22 protein-coding genes are annotated in these 22,408 nt (G+C 45.3%); 10 read left to right on the top strand and 12 right to left on the bottom strand.

Annotation, left to right across the window (positions count from 1 at the left end; translation table 11 throughout):
* Positions 1 to 23 precede the first annotated feature (23 nt).
* From SFSGTM_RS13985 to SFSGTM_RS14030, 10 genes are all read left to right on the top strand, one after another.
* The gene (locus SFSGTM_RS13985; protein ID WP_162085700.1) at positions 24 to 1,019 is read left to right on the top strand and encodes an aminoglycoside phosphotransferase family protein; all 996 of its coding nucleotides are present in this window, start codon (positions 24 to 26) and stop codon (positions 1,017 to 1,019) included.
* Positions 1,016 to 1,693 (top strand): N-acetylmuramate alpha-1-phosphate uridylyltransferase MurU, encoded by a 678-nt coding sequence (gene murU / locus SFSGTM_RS13990; protein WP_162085701.1) that lies wholly within the window; start codon positions 1,016 to 1,018, stop codon positions 1,691 to 1,693. The genes SFSGTM_RS13985 and murU overlap by 4 nt, the downstream gene beginning before the upstream one ends.
* Positions 1,680 to 2,120, top strand: coding sequence for a hypothetical protein (locus tag SFSGTM_RS13995; protein WP_162085702.1), 441 nt, complete (start codon positions 1,680 to 1,682; stop codon positions 2,118 to 2,120). The genes murU and SFSGTM_RS13995 overlap by 14 nt, the downstream gene beginning before the upstream one ends.
* Positions 2,107 to 3,414 (top strand): Xaa-Pro aminopeptidase, encoded by a 1,308-nt coding sequence (gene pepP, locus SFSGTM_RS14000; RefSeq protein ID WP_434784331.1) that lies wholly within the window; start codon positions 2,107 to 2,109, stop codon positions 3,412 to 3,414. Before SFSGTM_RS13995 ends, pepP begins: the two co-directional genes overlap by 14 nt.
* Position 3,415: 1 nt before the next feature.
* Positions 3,416 to 4,570, top strand: a complete 1,155-nt coding sequence (locus SFSGTM_RS14005) for an FAD-dependent monooxygenase (RefSeq protein WP_162085703.1) — start codon at positions 3,416 to 3,418, stop codon at positions 4,568 to 4,570.
* A complete protein-coding gene (locus tag SFSGTM_RS14010) occupies positions 4,567 to 5,727 on the top strand; it encodes a UbiH/UbiF family hydroxylase (protein WP_162085704.1) in 1,161 nt (386 codons plus the stop codon). Before SFSGTM_RS14005 ends, SFSGTM_RS14010 begins: the two co-directional genes overlap by 4 nt.
* Positions 5,728 to 5,735: 8 nt before the next feature.
* Positions 5,736 to 6,449: a DsbC family protein gene (locus tag SFSGTM_RS14015; protein WP_162085705.1), complete on the top strand. Its 714-nt coding sequence runs from the start codon at positions 5,736 to 5,738 to the stop codon at positions 6,447 to 6,449.
* Positions 6,446 to 7,048: an SAM-dependent methyltransferase gene (locus SFSGTM_RS14020; protein WP_174237422.1), complete on the top strand. Its 603-nt coding sequence runs from the start codon at positions 6,446 to 6,448 to the stop codon at positions 7,046 to 7,048. Before SFSGTM_RS14015 ends, SFSGTM_RS14020 begins: the two co-directional genes overlap by 4 nt.
* A 48-nt stretch (positions 7,049 to 7,096) precedes the next feature.
* Positions 7,097 to 9,436 (top strand): EAL domain-containing protein, encoded by a 2,340-nt coding sequence (locus SFSGTM_RS14025; RefSeq protein ID WP_162085706.1) that lies wholly within the window; start codon positions 7,097 to 7,099, stop codon positions 9,434 to 9,436.
* A 71-nt stretch (positions 9,437 to 9,507) separates the two neighbouring features.
* The gene (locus SFSGTM_RS14030; RefSeq protein ID WP_232526098.1) at positions 9,508 to 11,790 is read left to right on the top strand and encodes an EAL domain-containing protein; all 2,283 of its coding nucleotides are present in this window, start codon (positions 9,508 to 9,510) and stop codon (positions 11,788 to 11,790) included.
* A gap of 34 nt (positions 11,791 to 11,824) precedes the next feature.
* On the opposite strand, the gene SFSGTM_RS14035 is transcribed toward SFSGTM_RS14030, so the two are convergent.
* From SFSGTM_RS14035 to SFSGTM_RS14090, 12 genes are all read right to left on the bottom strand, one after another.
* A complete protein-coding gene (locus SFSGTM_RS14035; protein ID WP_162085708.1) occupies positions 11,825 to 12,559 on the bottom strand; it encodes a S4 domain-containing protein in 735 nt (244 codons plus the stop codon).
* Positions 12,559 to 12,900 (bottom strand): zinc ribbon domain-containing protein YjdM, encoded by a 342-nt coding sequence (locus tag SFSGTM_RS14040; protein ID WP_162085709.1) that lies wholly within the window; start codon positions 12,898 to 12,900, stop codon positions 12,559 to 12,561. The genes SFSGTM_RS14035 and SFSGTM_RS14040 overlap by 1 nt, the downstream gene beginning before the upstream one ends.
* A 251-nt stretch (positions 12,901 to 13,151) precedes the next feature.
* Positions 13,152 to 14,375, bottom strand: a complete 1,224-nt coding sequence (locus SFSGTM_RS14045) for an OmpP1/FadL family transporter (RefSeq protein WP_162085710.1) — start codon at positions 14,373 to 14,375, stop codon at positions 13,152 to 13,154.
* Positions 14,376 to 14,646: 271 nt separating this feature from the next.
* Complete coding sequence (locus SFSGTM_RS14050; protein ID WP_162085711.1) at positions 14,647 to 15,783, bottom strand: radical SAM protein; 1,137 nt, start codon at positions 15,781 to 15,783, stop codon at positions 14,647 to 14,649.
* A gap of 32 nt (positions 15,784 to 15,815) precedes the next feature.
* Entirely contained in the window at positions 15,816 to 16,880 is a 1,065-nt protein-coding gene (locus tag SFSGTM_RS14055; RefSeq protein ID WP_162085712.1) for a geranylgeranyl reductase family protein, read from the bottom strand.
* The gene (locus SFSGTM_RS14060; RefSeq protein ID WP_434784332.1) at positions 16,877 to 17,968 is read right to left on the bottom strand and encodes a lipoate--protein ligase family protein; all 1,092 of its coding nucleotides are present in this window, start codon (positions 17,966 to 17,968) and stop codon (positions 16,877 to 16,879) included. The genes SFSGTM_RS14055 and SFSGTM_RS14060 overlap by 4 nt, the downstream gene beginning before the upstream one ends.
* Positions 17,956 to 19,131, bottom strand: coding sequence for a radical SAM protein (locus tag SFSGTM_RS14065; protein ID WP_162085714.1), 1,176 nt, complete (start codon positions 19,129 to 19,131; stop codon positions 17,956 to 17,958). Before SFSGTM_RS14065 ends, SFSGTM_RS14060 begins: the two co-directional genes overlap by 13 nt.
* A gap of 96 nt (positions 19,132 to 19,227) precedes the next feature.
* Entirely contained in the window at positions 19,228 to 19,665 is a 438-nt protein-coding gene (gene gcvH, locus SFSGTM_RS14070) for a glycine cleavage system protein GcvH (RefSeq protein WP_162085715.1), read from the bottom strand.
* Between the two features lie 96 nt (positions 19,666 to 19,761).
* On the bottom strand, positions 19,762 to 20,157 hold the full coding sequence (locus SFSGTM_RS14075; RefSeq protein WP_162085716.1) for a DsrE family protein: 396 nt from the start codon (positions 20,155 to 20,157) through the stop codon (positions 19,762 to 19,764).
* Positions 20,157 to 20,603 carry a biotin/lipoyl attachment domain-containing protein gene (locus tag SFSGTM_RS14080; RefSeq protein ID WP_162085717.1) on the bottom strand — a complete coding sequence of 149 codons (447 nt, stop codon included), beginning with the start codon at positions 20,601 to 20,603 and terminating at the stop codon, positions 20,157 to 20,159. The genes SFSGTM_RS14075 and SFSGTM_RS14080 overlap by 1 nt, the downstream gene beginning before the upstream one ends.
* Positions 20,604 to 20,711: 108 nt before the next feature.
* Entirely contained in the window at positions 20,712 to 21,623 is a 912-nt protein-coding gene (locus SFSGTM_RS14085; RefSeq protein ID WP_162085718.1) for a CoB--CoM heterodisulfide reductase iron-sulfur subunit B family protein, read from the bottom strand.
* Positions 21,616 to 22,386 carry a 4Fe-4S dicluster domain-containing protein gene (locus SFSGTM_RS14090; protein WP_162085719.1) on the bottom strand — a complete coding sequence of 257 codons (771 nt, stop codon included), beginning with the start codon at positions 22,384 to 22,386 and terminating at the stop codon, positions 21,616 to 21,618. Before SFSGTM_RS14090 ends, SFSGTM_RS14085 begins: the two co-directional genes overlap by 8 nt.
* Positions 22,387 to 22,408: the final 22 nt, after the last annotated feature.

Genomic DNA, 22,408 nt, shown 5'->3' on the forward strand with positions numbered 1-22,408 from the left:
AATCGGTTATTTATAGGAAAGTCATGCAACGTCAACAGCTTATCCAATCTTGGTTAAATACATTATTTCCGCAGCTATCCCCTGTGCTCACACCCGCTTCAGCCGATGCGAGCTTTCGCCGTTACTTCCGTGCGACACTCAACAATGGTGACCATTATATCGTGATGGACGCCCCTCCGCAGCACGAAGATTGCAAACCATTCATACAAGTTGCCACATTATTCGCAAACGCGGGTGTCAATGTGCCACACGTACTGCATCAGGACCTGGATCAAGGTTTCTTACTGCTCACCGATCTGAGCGATAAGACATATTTATCTGCCCTCAATACCGAGAACGCTCATGCATTATATATGGATGCGATCGATGCGTTAATTCAAATTCAATTAGCCAGTAAAACCGACGTCCTGCCTGTTTACGACCGAGCCATGCTGGCGCGCGAACTGCAGTTATTTCCCGATTGGTATATAGCAAAACACCTGAACATCACTTTAAGCGACTCACAGCAACAAACACTGCAAAAAGCCTACTACACCCTGCTCGACAACAACACCGCGCAACCACAGGTATATGTGCACAGAGATTATCATAGCCGCAACCTGATGGTGACCACCCCTAACCCGGGCATACTGGATTTCCAGGATGCAGTTTACGGTCCGATTACTTATGATCTGGTGTCATTATTCAAAGATGCCTATATCACTTGGGATGAAGAAGTCATGCTGGACTGGGTCATACGCTATTGGGAAAAGGCGCGCAAAGCAGGCCTGCCTGTCGCAACTGATTTTGGCGAATTTTATCGTGACTTTGAATTGATGGGCTTACAACGGCATTTAAAAGTGCTGGGTATATTTGCGCGACTGTACCATCGTGATGGTAAAGATAGCTATCTTAAAGATTTACCCTTGGTGCTGGCTTACGTGCAACGTACAGCAGGACGTTATCGTGAATTTGGCCCGCTGATGAAGTTACTCGATGAGCTGCACGAAGTACAAACTGACGTGAAGTTCAGCTTTTGAAAGCAATGATCTTGGCCGCTGGGCGCGGCGAACGCATGCGCCCCTTGACGGACACCACGCCCAAGCCGTTATTACAGGTTGGCGGCAATTCGCTTATCGTCTGGCATATCAGGCGCCTGGCGCAAGCTGGCATTACCCAGATTGTCATCAACCACGCTCACCTTGGCGCTCAAATTGAACAAGCTTTGGGAACAGGATCAGCATTTGGCGTGTCCATTACCTACTCGCCAGAAACCAGCGCGTTAGAAACTGCTGGTGGCATCCGTCACGCCTTACCATTATTAGGTGACGCGCCATTTTTGGTAGTGAATGGTGATATATGGACGGAGTATGATTTTACTGTATTACACCAACTAAATTGGGCGGACGGCCGGCTGGCTCACCTGGTGCTGGTGGACAATCCCCCACAGCACCCTGCTGGTGATTTTGCACTGAATAAGGGTAAAGTTCTGAGCACAGGCGCTACGCAATATACTTTCAGTGGCATAAGCTGTTATCAGCCGGCATTATTTGCTGATTTAGCTGACAACCAGCCTGCCAAACTTGCGCCCTTGCTACGCGATGCCATGCAGCACGAGCAAGTCAGTGGCGAACATTATGCTGGCGAGTGGTATGACATCGGCACGCCACAGCGATTAGCTGAATTAGATGAGGCATTAAATGGACGCAAATGAAGTCGCCGCAGCAGTGATTATAGATCCAGTATGGTCTGCGCAGTTACGCGATCACTGGTTGAATTTGATGGCACTAGCAGTATGGGGCGAGGTGAAATCAACGCGCATGGGTGCGACTTCGCGGATGCGCAAGCGCCTGCTCGAAGTTGGCGAAAAGATGCGCTCATTGATCGCCGACAGAACCTGGATACCACATCCGCGCGAGCAAGTTAAGAACGCGCTGGGTTCCGCATACAGCCTGAAAGACGCGCTACAGCAATTTGAACGCGCTGCGCAGGACGCCGATGGCGGTGCGGATTATCCAGCGTTTGCCGCAGGTGTGCTGGCGCTGCATCAAAGCTTGCTGGCGCATTTACCTGATTTGGAAAACCGTTGGGCTGGGCTACTGGATTCACAATATAACGAGGATGAAGATGATGACGCATGAGCACTTTATCGCGCGCCGCACACGACTAATGCAACAGATAGGCGAAGGTGTAGCGATACTCAGTACCGCGCCTGAGCAAGTGCGTAATCGCGACTCACATTATCCTTATCGCTATGACAGCAGCTTTTATTACCTGACTGGCTTTACCGAGCCCGAAGCCGTTATCGTGTTATTGGCACAAAGCCAGCGCGCAATTTTATTCTGCCGCGAAAAAGACATGGAACGCGAAATCTGGGATGGTTTCCGCTATGGTCCTGTTGCAGCCGCAGAGAAATTTGGTTTTGACGAAGCCTATCCCATCAGTGAAATCAACGAGCGCCTGCCCAAACTCATGGCCAATCAATCCAGCTTGCATTACGCGCTGGGCGCAGATGCGGCTTGGGATACACGAGTATTGGGCTGGCTTAATCAGGTACGTGATTTAGCGCGTACAGGTATCCATGCACCCGCACAAATCCGCGATGTACGTACGTTGATTGATGAAATGCGCTTGTTTAAAGATGACATCGAGCTGGCGTTAATGCGGCGCGCAGCGGATATATCCTGTACAGCACACCGCCGCGCCATGCTGGCAACCCAGCCCGGTGGTTATGAATATCAGGTCGAAGCCGAGTTGCTGCATGAATTCCGTCAGTATGGCGCGCAATCACCCGCCTACACTTCCATCGTCGCCGGTGGTGCGAACGCCTGCGTGCTGCATTATGTGGACAATAACGCGCCATTAAACGATGGCGATCTGCTGTTAATCGACGCGGGCTGTGAACTGGATGGCTACGCAGCAGACATTACCCGCACTTTCCCCGTCAACGGCCGTTTTAGCGGTGCACAAAAAGAAGTCTATGAAATCGTGTTGGCAGCCCAATCGGCTGCTATCGCAACAGTACGTCCACAGGCAAAGTGGAATGATGGTCACGATGCCGCCGTTCGCGTGCTAGTTCAGGGCATGATAGATTTAGGCTTATGTCACGGCACAGTGGATGGAGTAATTGAATCGGGTGATTTCCGTCGCTTTTACATGCACCGCACCGGTCATTGGCTAGGTCTGGATGTGCATGATGTGGGCGATTACAAACAGGCCGACGAATGGCGCGCATTGCAGACCGGCATGGTGCTCACCGTGGAACCTGGCTGCTATATCCGCCCTGCCGACAATGTCCCCGAAGCTTTCTGGAACATAGGCATACGCATAGAAGACGATGTGCATGTCACCGCCACAGGGGTAGAGGTGCTCACCGCTGCGGCACCCAAAACCGTCATCGACATAGAACAGCTCATGCAACAACGAGGGCAATAATATGCAATCCCATAGCGACATCATCATTGTTGGTGGCGGTCCTGTCGGTGCGACGTTGGCGTTGGCATTAGCGGATACGCCATTCAGCGTGCAAGTGCTGGAGGCACGTGAAGATTTAAGCCGTGCTGTTTATAAACGCACACTGGCATTGTCGTACGGCAGCCGTTTAATTCTGGAACGACTGGGAATATGGGCGCAACTGAGTGATGTAACCGCAATTAATAACATCCACATTTCTCAGCGCGGTGGTTTAGGCATGAGCCAGCTGACAGCCACCGAAGAAAATCTTCCCGCACTGGGCTATGTGGTTGATTATGGCGAGCTGGATAGCGCCCTGCATGCTGCATTGAGCAAATCAAAAGCATCTGTCGTTACTGGCGCGCGCGTCAACAGCATACGTAACAGCGCAGGTTATGCACAAGTACAAGTGACGCAGACTGATGTGCCATGCAGCCTGACCACACGTCTGGCAGTCGTCGCAGATGGTGGGGCAGGTCAGGCGCAACGAGTCACTCAAGAATATGATCAGCATGCCTTACTGGCAACGGTGACCACTGAGTTACCCCACAACGGCTGTGCCTATGAACGCTTCACCCCTGAAGGGCCGGTCGCATTATTGCCCAATCAACAGGGTTTTGCATTGGTGTGGACGGGCACACCAGATCGAGTTGCGGAATTACTGGCTATGCCAGAGGATGAATTCCTCACCGCTTTGCACACTCATTTTGGCGACAGAGTCGGGCAATTTTTAACTGTCACTGGACGCACCAGTTTTCCGCTGGTATTACGTTATGCGCAAGACACCGTGGCGTCGCATCAAGTCCTTATCGGCAACGCTGCACAGACTTTGCACCCTGTAGCTGGGCAAGGTTTCAATCTGGGCTTGCGTGATGCCTGGGAATTAGCGCAAGCCATACGTGAGCTCGGAACCAACAAGGAAGCGTTAGGCAGTCGCAGTATGCTACAAGCGTTCCAATCACAACGTCGCACTGACACCGGCAGCAGTATCTTTTTTACCGACTTGTTAGTGCGCCTGTTTTCTAACGACCACCCCATCCTCAAACACGGCCGCAGTCTGGGCTTGATGGCATTGCAATATTTTCCACCCGCCAGGCACATGATTGCAAGACGCATGATATTTGGAGCACGTGGATGAGTAATCACGAATTTGACATCATTATCATCGGTGCGGGCATCGTTGGTGCTGCATTTGCCGTCGCCATGCGCGATAGCAGTTTGCGTATTGCCATGATAGAACCGCATCCGCCCACTGCGCCGACTGAGGAATGGGATACACGGATATACGCGATCAGTCCGGGTAGCCAGGACTTTCTCAGTGGCATGGGCATATGGCAACAACTGGAGGCCAGTCGCATCCAGCCTGTTTACGCCATGGATATACGCGGTGACAGTGCGGCACAATTGCAATTCGATGCTTATCAGGCAGGTGTACCGCAACTTGCAGCCATTATGGAAAGTGGGCGCTTACAACATGCGCTGTGGCAGGCAATGCAGGCGCAGGAAAACATCACCTTGTTTAACACGCCCTGTGCAGATTTGCACTGGTCAGCACAAGGTGCGCAACTTAAATTGGCTGATAGCACAGTGTTAACCGCCGACCTGATAGTTGGCGCAGACGGTGGCAAATCTTGGGTACGCGAACAAGCCGGTATCAACTTCAAACGCAGTGACTATGAACAGTCTGGCGTAGTAGCCAATTTCATCGTTGAACACGATCATCAGGGCACCGCACATCAGTGGTTTAATCAGACCGGTGTGCTGGCATGGCTGCCATTACCCAATGGGCATATGTCCATGGTATGGTCCACCGATGCCCAGCATACAGCGGCATTAATGACCGCATCGCCAGAACAATTAGCGGAGGAAGTCGCACAAGCCGGTGGACGAGTATTAGGCAAATTGCAGCAAGTGGGTCGCACAGCAGCGTTTCCACTAAGCATCAATCGCGTAGAGCGATTGGTACAACAAGGACTAGCCTTAATCGGCGATGCCGCGCACGGCGTGCATCCATTAGCAGGGCAAGGTGTCAATCTCGGCTTGCGTGATGCCCGTGAACTGGCACAAACATTAAAACAACGTGGCAAAGCTGGCTGTGGCGAACTGCTTTTATTGCAACGCTACCAACGCGCCCGTCGCACTGATATAGTAGCAATGCAAACGATGACGGACAGCTTGCATCATCTTTTCCGCAACACCAATCCCGTATTGGCGAAATTGCGTAATGCGGGTATGAGTTTCACCAACCAGATCACCCCACTCAAATCCTGGCTCATGCGTCAGGCACTTAATTAAGGAATATTATGTTTAAACGTAGTGTATTGACATTAATGTTAGTTGGTAGTTTGTTAGCCTGTACGGCTAATGCGGATCAGGCGTCAATCAAATCTGTCTTGTCTGAAAAATTTCCCAATGCCGACATCAGTAGTATTACCAAAACACCTTATTCTGGATTATATGAGGTCATCATTGACGGTCAAATTGTTTACACGGATGAAAATGCCACATACGTATTTCTAGGTTCTGTGGTAGACATTAAATCCAAACGCAATCTCACCAATGAGCGTATGGCCAAACTCAATGCCATCAAAATTGATGAGTTGCCATTTGAACAAGCGATTAAATTTGTCAAAGGCAATGGCAGCCGTAAGCTAGTTGTATTCTCTGACCCACAGTGTCCATTCTGCAAAAAATTTGAACAGGAACTCACCAAGGTAGATAACATTACGATTTATCTCTTCCCCTACCCTATTGCCAGCCTGCATCCACAATCTACCGCAGAAGCGAAAGCGATATGGTGCGCACCTGACAAAAATGCAGCTTGGCAAAATGCTTTGCTTAAAAACACAGCACCCAAAAATAGCGGTGATTGCAAAAACCCAGTAGATGCCAATATTGCCTTGGGCAATAAATTACACATTACAGGCACACCAACCCTGATCTTCGCCAATGGTGAACGCGTTCCAGGCATGGTTCCAGCTGAAAAATTAGAACAATTATTAAACGAGAAAAAATGATAGGTGCTTGGGATGCTCGATATAACGTACCAGAATATATTTTTGGTACCGAGCCTAATATCTTCCTGCAGCAGCAAGTCTCTCGCCTGCAAGCCGGCCAGCATGTGCTGGCGGTAGCGGATGGCGAAGGTCGCAATGGTGTATGGTTAGCGCAGCAGGGTCTGCTGGTAGATGCAGTAGATAGTTCTGCAGTAGCGCAATCCAAGGCGAGACAACTCGCCGAATCGCGTAAGGTGGATATTAATTTCATCCATGCCGACTTGCTCAACTGGGACTGGGGTACCGCGCGCTATGATGCTGTCGTCGGTATTTTTATCCAGTTTGCCACAGGCGCGGGGCGTGATGCCATGTTTGCAGGGATAAAAGCCGCAACCAAATCTGGCGGACTAGTCCTGCTCCAAGGCTACACTCCGCGCCAACTGCAATATAAGACGGGTGGACCTCCTGGTGCAGAGAATATGTACACACCAACTATCTTACAAGCCTATTTTGCTGACTGGGACATTTTGCTGCTGAAGGAACACGACGCAGAAATAAATGAAGGGGCACATCACAGCGGCATGTCAGCACTGATTGATCTGGTGGCTCGTAAGCGTTAACATCGACAGGCAGTAGCTGTCTATTGGGGGAGCGTTAACGCCAACAAAATGAATAATAAAAGCAATCAAAAACCCGCTTGGGACTTGAAGTCCATCGTACTGATGGGTTTCGCTTTGCTGTTTGTGTTAATGGCTATTCTTGTAGTTATTGGTTTGACCAGCATGAAACAAAATGATGCGCGATTAGCTCGTGTAATCAATGAACAGAATACCAAACTGGAACAGCTTACTGCTATGCGCATCATAGGCCGTGAGCGTGTCATATTATTATTCAGCGCCATTTCGTACACAGACCCGTTTGACCAGGAAGCAAGTCTGACTCAGGTCGATGAATTGGCTTCTGACTTTATGGTAGCGCGAAATAAATTCCAAGCCTTAGGATTAAGCACGACCGAAACAACCAACCTGAACCACGCGTTAAAGAATATTTCCGTGACTGCAAAAAGACTGACTGAAGTCATCGCATTAATCAGAAATAATCAGCGTGACGAGGCGCAGCGGATATTGGTACAAAATGTTATCCCATTACAGACTTCAGTGGCTAAAACCTATGATGATCTTATTTCGCTACAAAAAAAGATAGCAGACAACACCATAGCGGAAGCCGAGCGCGACAACAATAATACTTTTTCCATTATGGTTTTTCTGGCAAGTATTACTTTTTTCTTTGGCATCATCATTGCGGCAGTTGTATTACGCCGCATTACACAAATAGAAAATGCCTTATTTGACGAAAAAGAACTGGCTGAAATTACCCTGCATTCCATTGCTGACGGCGTCATTGTTGTTAATCAATATGGTTTGGTCACTTACCTAAATCCCGTTGCTGAGAGTTTGACAGGATGGCGCGTTGAAGATGCCTATAATCGACCATTAAATAAGATTTATAACATCGTCAATGAAGTCGATCGCAAAACGATAGATTATGCAGATTTATTAAGCCGGCTTGACGGCCCCATACTGGGCATAGGACACAACCTTTTAATTCGTCGAGATGGTTATGAATTCTCGATTAAAGATTCTGCTGCACCCATACAAAACAGAGACGGCTGGATGATGGGATCTGTAATTGTATTTAATGACGTAACTGAAGCATATCACCTGACTCAACAGCTATCCTGGCAAGCCAGTCATGATGCACTGACAGGCCTGGTCAATCGCAGAGAATTTGATATTAAATTACGTGCAGCTGTTGGACCGCATCATAATAAAAAGCCCCTGCAAACGCTATTATTTCTGGATCTGGATAAATTTAAACTCATTAATGACACTTGCGGGCATATTGCGGGTGATGAGTTTCTGCGCCAGTTATCACGCATACTGGCAACCCGTGTTCGTGCCAGCGATACGTTAGCTCGCCTAGGTGGCGACGAATTTGCCATTTTATTGGACACATGCAGCTTAGACAGTGCGTTAGCAATAGCCGAAAATATCCGACAAATGGTTGCCGGGTTCAAATTCAACTGGGAAGATAAATCTTTTGAAATAGGTGTAAGTATCGGTGTCGCAGTTCTCGATGAACAAATCACCAACGCCATAGATGCTTTAAGTGCAGCAGATGCGGCCTGCTATAAAGCAAAACATGAAGGTCGCAATCAGATCCAGGTATTTCAGGGTAAAAGCGCTTTGGATAATCAACGTGATGAAACCGTCTGGGTACAAAAAATTGCACGTGCATTAGAAGAAAACCATTTCCGACTATATTATCAAAAAATTGTCCCGGCAGCGCATTCCGCAACTGACACCCTGCATTATGAAATATTATTGCGCATGGTTGATGACTATAACCAAGTGATCTCACCGACTGCCTTCATACCTGCAGCCGAGCGCTATGGCCTGATGCCCAGCATAGACCGCTGGGTAGTGACTAATATGCTGCAATGGCTAAAGGATCAACCTCCTCAACCAGCGAATCATGCAATTTATTCAATTAACCTATCTGGACATACCCTTGGTGATCCACGTTTTCTGGAGTTTATAGTCGAACAGTTGAATATTGCGAAATTACCAGCTGGTACGCTCAGCTTTGAGATTACTGAAACGGTGGCTATTGCCAATCTGAGCCACGCCATGCACTTTATCAGCACACTAAAGGCCAAAGGCTGCCTGTTTTCTCTCGACGATTTTGGTAGCGGTATGTCTTCTTACGCCTATTTAAAAAATCTCGATGTGGATTTTTTAAAAATAGACGGGGCTTTTGTCAGGAATATGGTGAATGACCCCATAGACATGGCGATGGTTGAATCTATTAATCGCATAGGGCATGTGATGGGAATACAAACCATAGCGGAATTTGTTGAAAATGAGGAAACTTACCAAACACTGGTCAGGTTAGGTATCGATTATGCACAAGGCTATGCGCGTCACATACCAGAACAATTATTATAATCAATTAGTTGCAATACAATCCCATGGATAATAAAAACTTACCAAGATTGAATTTGAAATCCGTAGTGATTATGGGTTTTACATTGCTATTCTTGTTAGTCTCTGTCTTAGTAGTAACAGGCTTGTACAGCACGAGCATAAACAATAAACGACTAGAAAGTACTTATATTCAACAAAGTATCAAATTAAAGTTACTTGTCTCCATGCGCAGTATTGGGCGTGAGCGCGTCAACTTGCTGTTTTCATCCGCAACCTATACCGATCCTTTTGAACAAGATGATGCGTTAATCAAATTCAGCGAACTTGCAACACAATTTATTTTAACCAGGGATAAATTTCGTAGCCTAGGACTTAATCAGGAAGAAAGCACCAATCTGCGTCGCACAGAGTTAATCATTAATTCCACATCCGCAAAACAAGCTCAAGTCATAGAGCTCATACGTAACGGAAATCCTGATGAAGCACGGCACTTACTCGTTAAATCAGTCATTCCAGCGCAAATTAAATTACTCGACAGCTATAACCAGCTCATTGAATTACAAAGCAGTATCGCAGATAACGCCATCGCAAAAGCACATGATGCCACCAGAACCGCTTATGGGTTTGTACTGTTTGTGATGATGATACTGTTTTGCTTAGGATTACTTATCGCCGTTTTTGTAACTCGACGTATCTCCAGCATAGAAACTGCACTATTCACTGAAAAAGAGCTAGCCGAAGTAACACTGCATTCTATTGCCGACGGTGTCATTACTACAGATCAGCTTGGCATGGTCACCTATATCAATCCTGTAGCAGAAACTATGACAGGTTGGAACAACATGGAGGCGCTGAATCAATCACTGAGTCTGGTCTATCCGATTATGAATGTATCGACGGGGCAATACATTAGTTACATAGACCTCATTACCACACTCGATGCACCGCTGGTCGGCGCTGAAGATCGTGTCTTAATACGTAAAGATGGACACGAATTTGCCATCAAAGATTCGCTAGCGCCTATTCGCAATCAGCATGACATCAGCATAGGTGCCATCTTAATATTCAATGACATCAGCGAAGCGCGTAAATTGAGTCAACAACTGTCATGGCAAGCTAATCATGATCCATTAACCGGCCTCATTAACCGTAGAGGTTTTGAAAATAAACTTGCACATGCAATTAAGGATCAAAAAATACTTAAGCGTGAACAAGCACTGCTGTTTCTTGATCTAGATAAATTCAAACTCATCAATGACACCAGCGGTCATTTGGCAGGTGACGAGTTTTTACGACAATTCTCCCGCATGACCGAAACACAGATCAGGACGAGTGATGCGCTGGCACGCCTGGGAGGAGACGAGTTTGCAATTTTACTGGACGGTTGCGGAATAGAGCGCGCAATGACAATTGCAGAACATATTCGCCAAAATATTGCCTCTTATAAATTCGAATGGGAAGAAAAACTATTCGAAATAGGCGTAAGCATAGGGCTGGTCATGCTAAACGAGCATATTGTGGACGCGACTGAAGCATTAGCTGCTGCAGATGCCGCCTGCTATCAGGCCAAACATGAAGGCCGCAATCAGATACAAATATTCCAGGGAGCAGCTTCCTTAAATAACCAGCGTAACGAAGCAACATGGGTACAAAAAATCACGCAAGCTCTGGAACATAATCGATTTTTACTTTATTACCAAAGAATCGTACCAACTAACACACATTCAAACAGCCCCGCGCATAGTGAAATATTACTGCGCATGCTGGACGACGACAATCAGGTGATTTCCCCTGCCGCTTTTATTCCAGCCGCAGAGCGATATGGTTTAATGCCTAGCATAGACCGCTGGGTAATACTGCACATGCTGACATGGATAAAAACACACCCAGCACCAGAACATACAAATTATGCTATCAATTTATCTGGACAGGCATTAGGTGATAATCGTTTTCTGGAATTTGTGGTGCAAGCCCTGACAAAGGCACAACTCCCAGCTGGAACAATTAGCTTTGAGATTACAGAAACTGCTGCCATTTCCAACCTGAGTCAGGCAATACGCTTTATCAACACCATTAAACAAATGGGATGTTTATTCTCACTAGATGATTTTGGCAGCGGCATGTCGTCGTATACCTATCTTAAAAATCTCAACGTAGACTTCTTAAAAATAGATGGTGCGTTTGTGAAGAACATGACCAACGACGCAATTGACAGAGCTATGGTTGAGTCCATCAATCGTATTGGCCATGTTATGAATATTAAAACGGTAGCGGAATTTGTTGAGAATGGCGAAACACTGCAAGCCTTAACTGAACTCAATGTGGATTATGCACAGGGTTATGCTATACACAAACCAGAGCCCTTACCTGAATAAATCAACTCGTTATGCAAAGTACCAGAAACCTTTATTAGAATCGCTCATAACCCTGCAGATAACGCCACTGAGCCACTGCCAGCCCTGCCATAGGCATACGCCCTATGCGAATACGCTTAATACCGATTACAGTCAGGCCCACCTTTTCACATGCACCAACGATCTGCCCAGCTTGCACAGCTTTGGCCGCAAAACGTAGTCGCCGTTCATTTTGCCAACTTACCTTCATAGCAGGTAATGGCCGACCACTCCAACTTAATCCATGATTCAGCAACGCCAAACCGTCAGCCTCTAACTCACCAGTAACTTCAACAATATATTCCTGCTCCACCTTGTCAGCATCATCAACCAGTTTCCGTACTATGCGCCAGTCCTGGCTAAACACCAGTAAACCAGACGCATTAATAGGCAATGGCATCACCATACGCAAATCACGCAAGTGTCGTTGCAAGAAAATTAACGGCGACCTGTCATCGGCAGCACGCGTCTCCGCGCTGATCAATTGCAGTAGCGGGTTAACATTATCTTCACCAGCACTCGCGTCAACACCTGCAGGCTTATGCAGTAGTATGGTCACAGGATCTGCTGTAGTAAGACAGGCATCAGGCATGATTTCCACGAGCTGTTCGGGTGTTACCCGATAACCCACCACTTCAACTACCTCACCATCAACTTTCACCCAACCACCTTCGATATACTGCTCTGCCTCACGGCGTGAACAAGGCATCATATCCGCCAGGCGTTTGGACAAACGAATTGAATCGGTCATTATATTTTTTTCACAAATTCTGATTTTAACGACATGGCACCGACACCATCTATCTTGCAATCAATATCATGATCACCATCAACCAGACGAATATTCTTCACCTTAGTACCCACTTTCACCACCGATGATGAACCTTTTATCTTCAAATCCTTGATTACCGTAACCGTATCACCATCGTTGAGTACATTACCATTCGCATCATGTACAACACGCTTCTGCTCGTTCTCATCCACTACAGCTGACTTTGACCACTCGTGAGCGCACTCAGGACATACAAACATTTCACCATCTTCATAAGTGTAGACTGAACCACATTGTGGACATGGGGGCAAACCGCTCATCTTTGTACTCCATTTCTAATAAATTAACTGCACTCAATCCAGAACTGAGGCATAGATAGGCAATAATAACATACTGCATTGTGTGCCTGATGCTGCACTAGACTTCATGAGGTTTAGACGACACGTCTGGACACAAAACCACACATAGCATTGTTGGACTACATAATTTCAAATGTTACAGGCATAAAAAAACCGAGGGACTAGCCCTCGGTTTCTAACTACATATAGTCTTGTAAACTATTAAGTAGAAATTACATTTTCCAGCCGTAAGCTACGCCCAAGATATCTTGGTGCATACGGATAGTAGTCATTGAAGATGGAACTGCAGCATTTGGACCAGTTATCGAATTTTCAAAGCCATGTGTATAAGCAATCGTCAATTCACCACCAGTTGAAGTAGCATAGGTAGTACCCATAGTCAGATGATCTTTAATCACACCAGGAGCGATAATGTTTGAAAAAGCATCAGCCGCATTGATAGGATTATCTCCATGATTCCAACCAGCACGCATAGTCCATGCTTTGCTATATTTGTACTCAGCACCAAGTTTCCACACATCGATACCATTCCAACCGAAACCACGCTGTGCAGTAGATGTTCCGATAGAAGCTACATCACCATAGTTAATACGGGTGTAATCTAAAGCCATAGTCAAGTCTGGCATAACTTTATAAGCCACACCTAAGCTATAGTTTTCAGCTAAGTCCAAAGCACCATTACCAGTCGCAAACAATGTAGTTGCATACTTGTCAAACTTTTGCATTTTGACTTTTGTAGAATACGACGCACCAATTGTGAAATCCGGAGTAATCTTACCCATGTAGCCAATACGTACGCCATAACCAAATGCGTCATCATATCCAGGATTAATACTATTACCCGTGCCATTACCGTTAGCATTATCACTCAATACGCCATCAGCCTTAAAGCGTTGATAACCAATCAAAGGTGAAATACCGATAGAGTGATTCGGTGCGATTTTGTAAGCTGCTGTTGGTGCGATAACCAATTGCACTAAATCAACACCTAAACGGCCAGTATTACCATACATGTTGATATTGTTTGAGCCTGCAGCATAGTCTGTATTCATACCGCCATTACCGTAAACGGTAACACCTAAAGACAAATCTTTGCTCATCATTTTGTTATAACCAAACTCTGGAACAACAAAGTAATTTTTATCACTTTGGATAGTGGTAGAACTACCATTACCAGCACCAAAATCCATACTTGTCGCTTCACGACGCGGACTAAACAATGAAGCACCAAAATCAATACGGTCACCAACAAACACCATAGAAGCTGGGTTATTCGCACCGCCGAATGCATCTTCAGACATCGCAGTAGCCGCGCCACCCATACCAGCAGCTACCATACCGTAACCGTCTGCGAACATACCGTTAGTTGCCATCGCTACGCCTGGCAATGTGATACCTGCCACAGCCATTAATGTAAATAATTTTTTCAATTTCATTCGTGTTATCTCCAAAGATAAGTGTTATAAAAACCGTGCACAAAAATAACAGTGTCATTATTTTGTTTCAGAATGTTACTTAATACTGTCATATTAAACAAGACTAATTCGCAGATCTTAGAATTATGTTGTTTTTATGCAACTTAAATTACTAGCAGCGTATAGTAATTATCTACTACGATTAAATACTAATTTTCCATACTGCAAATAAAAAAGGGGGTTGACCATGCCAACTCCCTTTCTAATCTAACTACGCAAATGCATCTGCTGGTTATAACAATCCAGCACCTACATCTTCACCCGCCATTTGACGTTTGACGTTTTCTACGTCTTTACGAGCCAGTGCAAACGGGAACGAGAAAATATCGGTTGGACTAGAGTCACCATATGGACGGTTACAAGCCGAAACTTCTTCGTCGTCTTTACCAGGGCAACCAGATGTTTGGAATGGCTTGCCTGAGTTAACCAATTCAGCCAATTCATCTTCAGCCATACCGAAATCAATTACCTGACCATTTTCATCAAACAACATCTTGCTGAAATGACCACCAGCATAGTCGATGATGAAGCGTGCTAATTGCACACGACGCCATTGACCGCGATCACATGCCGGCCAGTCTTCCATCATTGAGCCTTGTTCAGGGAAGAAAGCGAACATATGATTGTGACCACCCAGGTCTTTGATTTTTTGACAAACCTCCAATATTTCTTTTTCAGTTTCGCCCATACCGCAAATCAAGTGTGCGCCAAATTTTTCTGGACCGAAAACGTCAGCCGCCCATTCGATGGCTTGCCAGTATTTTTCAAAACGGTGTGGACTATCAACTGTTTTACCACGAGTACGCTCAAAAATATCTGGTGTTACTGCATCCAATGCCACAGTAAAGATATCAGCGCCCATCTGCTTGAGGCGAATCAAATCTTTTTTTTCCATGGTGGTTGGATTAGATAGTATAGAAACTGGAATGTGCGCCAATTCCTTCATCCATTTATCCAGCAGGATGAAAGTATCGGAATCTGAATTTGGATGTGTAATCATAGAGATACACATGCGCTGGAACTGGCCTTTGTCATTGCCTTTTTTTACACGGTCAATAACATCGTCAAAACGTGCAGTTGGCCATTCAACGCGGATAAAGTTGCGATCCGCGTAATCGCGAGTTTCTTCACGATGACGCGCCAGACCGCAATAGGTACAATTAGCACGGCAACCTTCAGGATAGGTAACCAACAAATTCAAGCAGTTCGTACATGCAGTACGATGCATATTACCCGGTACCAGACCTAGCGTAATCGCTGCAGCGGTACTCATTTGGACGTATTCTGGCGAACGCATTTCAGGCGTTTTAACATGGTAATCTGGGCGGTAAAATTGTACAACTTGAGGTTGATCTAAGACTGCGCTCATGCGTCTCTCCTTAAATAAAGCTAATCGCTTGGTTATGATACAAAATAATCTGGGAAGGCTATCCAGCTTTTACGGTGCAAGCCATCTGTTTGTGCTGCTTCGGTCAGCCATTGCTGGTCTAACCATTTACGCCGTGCCACAGCACGGCTTACTGCTATTTCAAATTGATCACGAACATCTTCTTCAAAATCTTCAAGAGCTCCCGCATCCTGTTCTCGCAATAGCCCAACTGCGGCTTGTCCTGCGCGCTCGCCAGAGATAACAGCAGCCGCGATACCAGCCCCCGTAATTGGATGAGTTAAACCAGCAGCATCGCCTACAAACAAAATATTACCTATGACCAAATGCTCACGCAATCCACCCACTGGAATAGCTCCACCAGTACGGTATGTAATTTCCTCACCAACCAGACCCTGTGCTACAAGTTGGCTATGCAACTCATCCAGCGGCTTTTTCATGTCTGATGTAAAGCGTTTATCTAATCCCAACCCCAAGTTAGCCCAGTTACCCTTTGGAAACAACCATGCATAACCACCGGGATAATCAGCTGATAGCCAAATATCAGTATCAACATACTCCCGCTTTAATGGGACGGTATATTGGCGGGTGGTTACAACTTCCATTTCTGGCAAGCACAAAGATTGAGCCACAGGAGAATGCGGACCATCCGCAGCCACTAACAGCCGATATTCGATGTCAACTTCACCATCTTCAGTATGAATCGTAGCAATATTATTAGTCACATCAAGGCTAACTAAGCGACTATTGAGCCATAAATCCGCACCTTGATCGAGGGCTGCCGTAGCGATGGCCTGATCAAATGCCGCGCGATTTATCATTAAACCCGGAAATTCGGTTTCAGCAACTGCACCCGATGGCAAAAAACTCTTCATCCCTTTGATGTGCTGATATAACACGCCATCCGCTTTTGCATATTTACCCATAGGTAGCGGTATAAACTCTGCACATTGGACAGGGACACCAATTTCATGACGGCGATCTACACCCATTACACTCAATCCACCTTGTGCTGCTGCCAGTGCAGCTGCCGCACCGGCAGGGCCCAATCCAATTATTAATACATCTATTTGCTTCATGCAACGACCTCGGCAGGCTGTATTGCCATTTTTATCAAGCCTAAAATATTTTCAGGTGTTAATGTAAGCATATCGACATGCCGCTTTTTAAAAAAATCGAGTACGATAACATCAACATTATCAACATGACTATCCCGTAGCACGGCTTCCAGATCCACTAATGTACGGCGCGGACTAATAAAAACGTCACCACTGAACCAAACTTGCTTGATGCGCTGTTTCACCTGGTCATACGCAATATTTACTTGTAACAAGCCAGCCGCAAATTTTTGCGATGCAGTAAGTGTTGGTCTATCGCTTTCAGGCAGATCTATCATCCCAATCCACTCAGGATGATCAATCTCTTTAATCGCTTCGCCGTACAATTCCTGTTCAATCGCGTTTAATTCGCCCGAAACAAAATCCACATTAAATTCATTTTCCACAGCTTGCTGCAATGCTGCTATAACAATTGCACGCTCAGGTACGTAGCCAAGCAATGTCTCTAAATTAGTCACACGTTCTCGCGCAGACAAAATTGCTTTATCGGATAACTTCTCAGCGGGAATATTTAATATTCGCAACATTTTTTCAACATCAAATGAAATTAGCAAGGTACCTTGATACATTAATGCATCACCATCGAATGCCCCACCAGTACCCGAAATTTTACGACCATCGACCTCAATATCGTTACGCGGTCTAAATTTTGCATCTACCCCTAGTGAGGATATACCTTTCGCAACTGCTGTACAGATACGACTTGAAATTGCCGTCATGTCGGCAGTTCCCAAAGTTTGCTTATCTAAATACAACTCCCATCCTATTTGCGTGGTATCAAAATATATAGCTCCACCACCCGTAATACGACGCTGAATTTCAATATCATGGTCAGCGCAATATTCCAGATTTAGTTCTTGAGCAGCACTCTGATGAAATCCCAGTAAAGCACATGGCTCAAATCCAAGAAAACGCAATGTATTGGGAGCCTGATTCGTCTGCCTGGCCTCTAACAATGCTCTGTTTAGTGCAATGTTGTTAGCTGCTGGCTGTGTACCGGTATCCAACAAACGCCATGTCTGTTTTGCATCAGACATTAGCCGCAACATCCACCTACTGATTCTGGCTGGCCTGCTGTAACCACTTTAATACCCGACAGACTTGAGCTAGCAAAGCTTGGTCGTTTTGTACGTTCGTGCTCAATTACCTTTTGTATATCAACTTGCAGTCCCGCATCTTCCGTTTCTATCGCCATGACTTCGTCCCCTATGGCAATAGAACAGCATGCAGGCGTAACACGCACATCACGTTCTAAACGCACAGCCAATTCGACCATACCATCAGATGGATGCGCCAAGCCATTTAAACCAGCCATTACAGCATAGCTATCAATCTCAACTTTAACTTTACCAGGTGGTCGTGCACAACCTAATAACAAGGGCACGTCAGGTAAAGCGGCGCGTGCGTCCATAAAGAATCGCCCCACTTCCTTACTGTCAGGTGTAATAAATGGACGACTCTCAGGCGCATAAAAAGGCATCACTACTACCAATACGACAGCCTGTGGTTTATGCCGCTGGATAATTTCAAGTGCGTTCCACTCACCTAACATATGCCCATAATGCAGACCAAGCACAATATGTGGTACAACTTTTAATTTAGTCGAGACTAAATATTCCAGCGTTTTTTCAAAATCATCTACTGTACGGCGCAAATGATAAACTTGGGTAATTGTATCTTGAGAACCAATCACGTCCATCATTGCAGCGTCAATACCACTATCTTCCATGCGTCGCGCAATATCCATATCAACTAGCGCGGTATGCATTGCTATCTTAAAATCTGGAAAAGTATCTTTGATTCGACGTATGGTTGAATAATAATCATCATATTCAACTTCATTGCGATGATTAGAACCACCAGTCAATAACATACCCTGAGCGCCACTGTTAATTTGCTCATTAACGACACGCCATAAATCCTCGGGGGTACGAGCACCTATCATAGGTTCTAATATTTTAGCCTTACAATGATCACATTGCAGTTTGCAATCACCACCCGTAATAGATACAGCTGGCCATGCACTTTTTCCACAACCCGTGATTTCTGAGCTGGCAAATGCTTTAAAAGTTGGCGTGTAGAAATTAACGCGACCTACGCGCTCTCCTTGCAAACTATTAAATTTAGTTTGCATCTCATGCACCAACGCAGCATCTAACTCAATGCCATCTAATGGTTCTACACGCCCGACGATATCTAGCCAATCACTCATACATCACCTTAAACCCTTGTTTAAACAGGGTTTTATAGTCTTAGAATACAACAGGGGCGATAAACGCCCCTGTTGTCCTTACGTGAAACTAAATTATTAGCAACCGCCGAAGCCGTCTGTGTTCATTTTTGTTTCAAATCCAGTTGCAACAGCACCACCAGTTACTAAAGCACCTGATTGACCATCCCAGTCTGTAGGCTTCATTTTAACCAACCAACCGCTACCATATGGATCTGCGTTAATCGTACCTGGCTTAGCAGCTACATCTGGGTTGATAGCCAAGATTTCACCAGTGACTGGTGCTTTAACTGGGCCTACCCACTTACCTGATTCAACTGTAGAAACAGATTTGTTTTGTTCGATTTCTTTACCCGCTTTTTTAGGGGTGTAAGATACGATTTCACCAGCCAATGAGCATGCATAAGCTGTCATACCAATGGTCAAAGTGCCATCAGCTTCACGACGAGCCCATACGTTGTTATCCACGTTGTAGTACAAATCATCTGGAAGGTTACAACCACGTACTGTTGCCATATTTCTTTCTCCTCAAAAGTTTCTCAAATCAAATAAATTACCTACGACCATTAAGTCACAAGCAGAATCCGCAATTAACGCGAAATTTTTTACAAATCAAAAAAACATCGATTTGTCACAAGCCAATATTAAATCCGCCATTTTACTGGCATTAGCAATTTCATCGACTTCCTCAATTATATCCGATTCAGTCAATTTATATCCAGGCATTGCTGGTTTGCACAGGTATAATTTTACACCAGCGGCCTTGGCATCCCGTATGAATTCGATGATGGTTTTACCACCCTCCATTGCTGCAAAACTTTCTGCAACACCTTTTTGCGCCAACTTGACTGCTTCCATAGTAAAAAAAATACTAACTTCAGCCTCCATGGAAGCCAATATTGCCCCTATGTAGAATGGAGTCGCACAACGGTGTGCCGTTGACGGCCCGCTTGTCATCACGATAACGACTGACTTCTCTTCGTTATCTAAATAATGATGATCTGCCATTAGCGCGCACCTCTTTCACAGTGTATGTCTTCTCTTCGTGTACGCTCACAATAACCCACCTGTGCCGCATCCCCAGTTACCATAACAGACAACGCCTCATCCACACTGCCAGACGGACGCACGCGCGCTATCCACGCCTCATACGGTTCTATATTAAGCAGGTTAGGATCATCTAAAACATCGTGATTAGCATCTTCGATAACACAATCAAAGACATTAGGTACAGGACCAGCCCACTTTCCACTTTCTATTGTGGCCACTGGCTTACCTATAGGACGCAATGTTCCGGGACGACGAACTCGTACATGTAAAATTTTACCCGCAACAGTTTGAGAAATATCTGTCATACCAATGGTTAAAGTACCGTCTTCTTCTCGGCGTGCCCATATTTGGTATTGATCATCGTAATATAACTCAGGGCGAAATTCGCAACCGTTACATTCCATATCTTTATCTTTATTCTATGTGCTTGAAGATGGATAACTTGCTCTAAGCACAGTCAATTAATGTAAGTGGGGCTGCATTAACTTCCTGCAACCCCAATGACAACTTAATTAAACCACACCTTTTGCATGCAAGAAGTCTAATGAATCGCTTACATTCTCATGAACACCTAACTTGCGAGCAGACAAACCCATTGCCAAGCCAAGCAGTTGTGTGAAATATAAGATTTTTACATTAGTTTTGATACCAAACTCTGTTTCTGCACGAACTTGATGCATTTCCAAACCAGAATGGCATGTTGGACATTCTGTAGCAATAACTTCTGCACCTGCATCTTCAGCAGCTTGAATAATGTTCAAAACAAGTTGAGTAGAAGTATCGGCATCAGACAGTGTATGAGCACCACCACAACAGGCTGTCTTAAGTGGGAAATCCACATTCACAGCACCTGCTGCACCAAGCAAATCATCCATGAAATGCGGCTTGTAGCTTGATTCACTACCAGGGCCTTGATCCTTTTCAGGGAAAATTTGACGTGGACGTGTATACATACATCCGTAATAATTCGCAACCTTAATACCGTTCAGGCTCTTTGAAATTTTTTGCTTAATGCCATCAGCACCCAAATCTTCCATTAACCATTCCAGCAAATGCACTGTGCGCACATCACCTTTATAAACTGGATCTTCAGATTTTTTAGCCAAACCTTGCAAAGTATCCAAGGATTCTGAAGATGTAGCCAATTCATACTCAGCTTTTTTCAGATTGTGGTAGCAACCGTTACAAGGCGCCATAACTGTGTCATAACCCATTTGCTCACTTGCAATAGCCATAACACGTGCTGACATGTAAGTTTGCAACATAGGATGGATGTTTTTAACTTCCATCGCGCCACAACAATTCCAGTCATGTACGGTTTCCATTTCCATACCAAGACTTTTAACAAGTGCACGAGTCGAACGATCATAAGGACCGCCAGAACCTTCTAAGGCACAACCTGGATAATATGCAACCTTAGCCATGCGCTAACTCCTTTTGCTCTTTAACATATTGACTTAACACTTCGCCTGTATGACCCCATGATTTCGTTTTTGGTTTGAAGAACATAGAGTAACCCATATGCAATGAATGCATGATAGGTGTACGTGTAATGAATTTCCATATATTACCGTTGCGCAATTCAGTCCACTTATTCATACGAGCAACAAAAATCCCTAACCAGCCATTTAACGCCATTTCTTTAATGTCTTGATTGGTGTTTTTGTAGAAGTTCGTCATCACTTCTGAATCTTCAATACGTCCACGCGCTATACACTGGCGAGCAAATTCTTCATCGAAAATAGTCGAATTTGATTTTTCACCAAATCCTTCAGCCTCAATCCAATGCGCCAAAGCTTTCATCACACCTTCAGGGCGAACATCTTTTGGGCAGATATTCGTGCACTTGTTGCACGAAACACATTGCCAAATAATATCTTTATCCTTCAGGATTTCATCTTTTAAACCTAAACGAGTAAGGTATATCCAATAACGCGGATTAAAGTCCGTATTTTGAGCATACATTGTGCATGAATTTGTGCATGACCCGCACTGCCAGCAACGGTGTACATTTTCAGCACCTGCGTACTCTTTGATATGCGCCTCAAAACCATCGTCATATTCTTTCAAAGTACGCGGTAGGATCATGGTATTCCAGTGACCTGAAACGTCGACCCCATCCACTACTAGGGTATCACTAGTGATTAACCGGCTAGGGTCAATCAGCGTTTTTTCATGAATTGCCATTCAATCTTCTCCTAAAATCCGT

Origin of the sequence: Sulfuriferula nivalis (genome assembly GCF_009937995.1) — a bacterium.
In the GTDB taxonomy this organism is placed as follows: domain Bacteria; phylum Pseudomonadota; class Gammaproteobacteria; order Burkholderiales; family Sulfuriferulaceae; genus Sulfuriferula; species Sulfuriferula nivalis.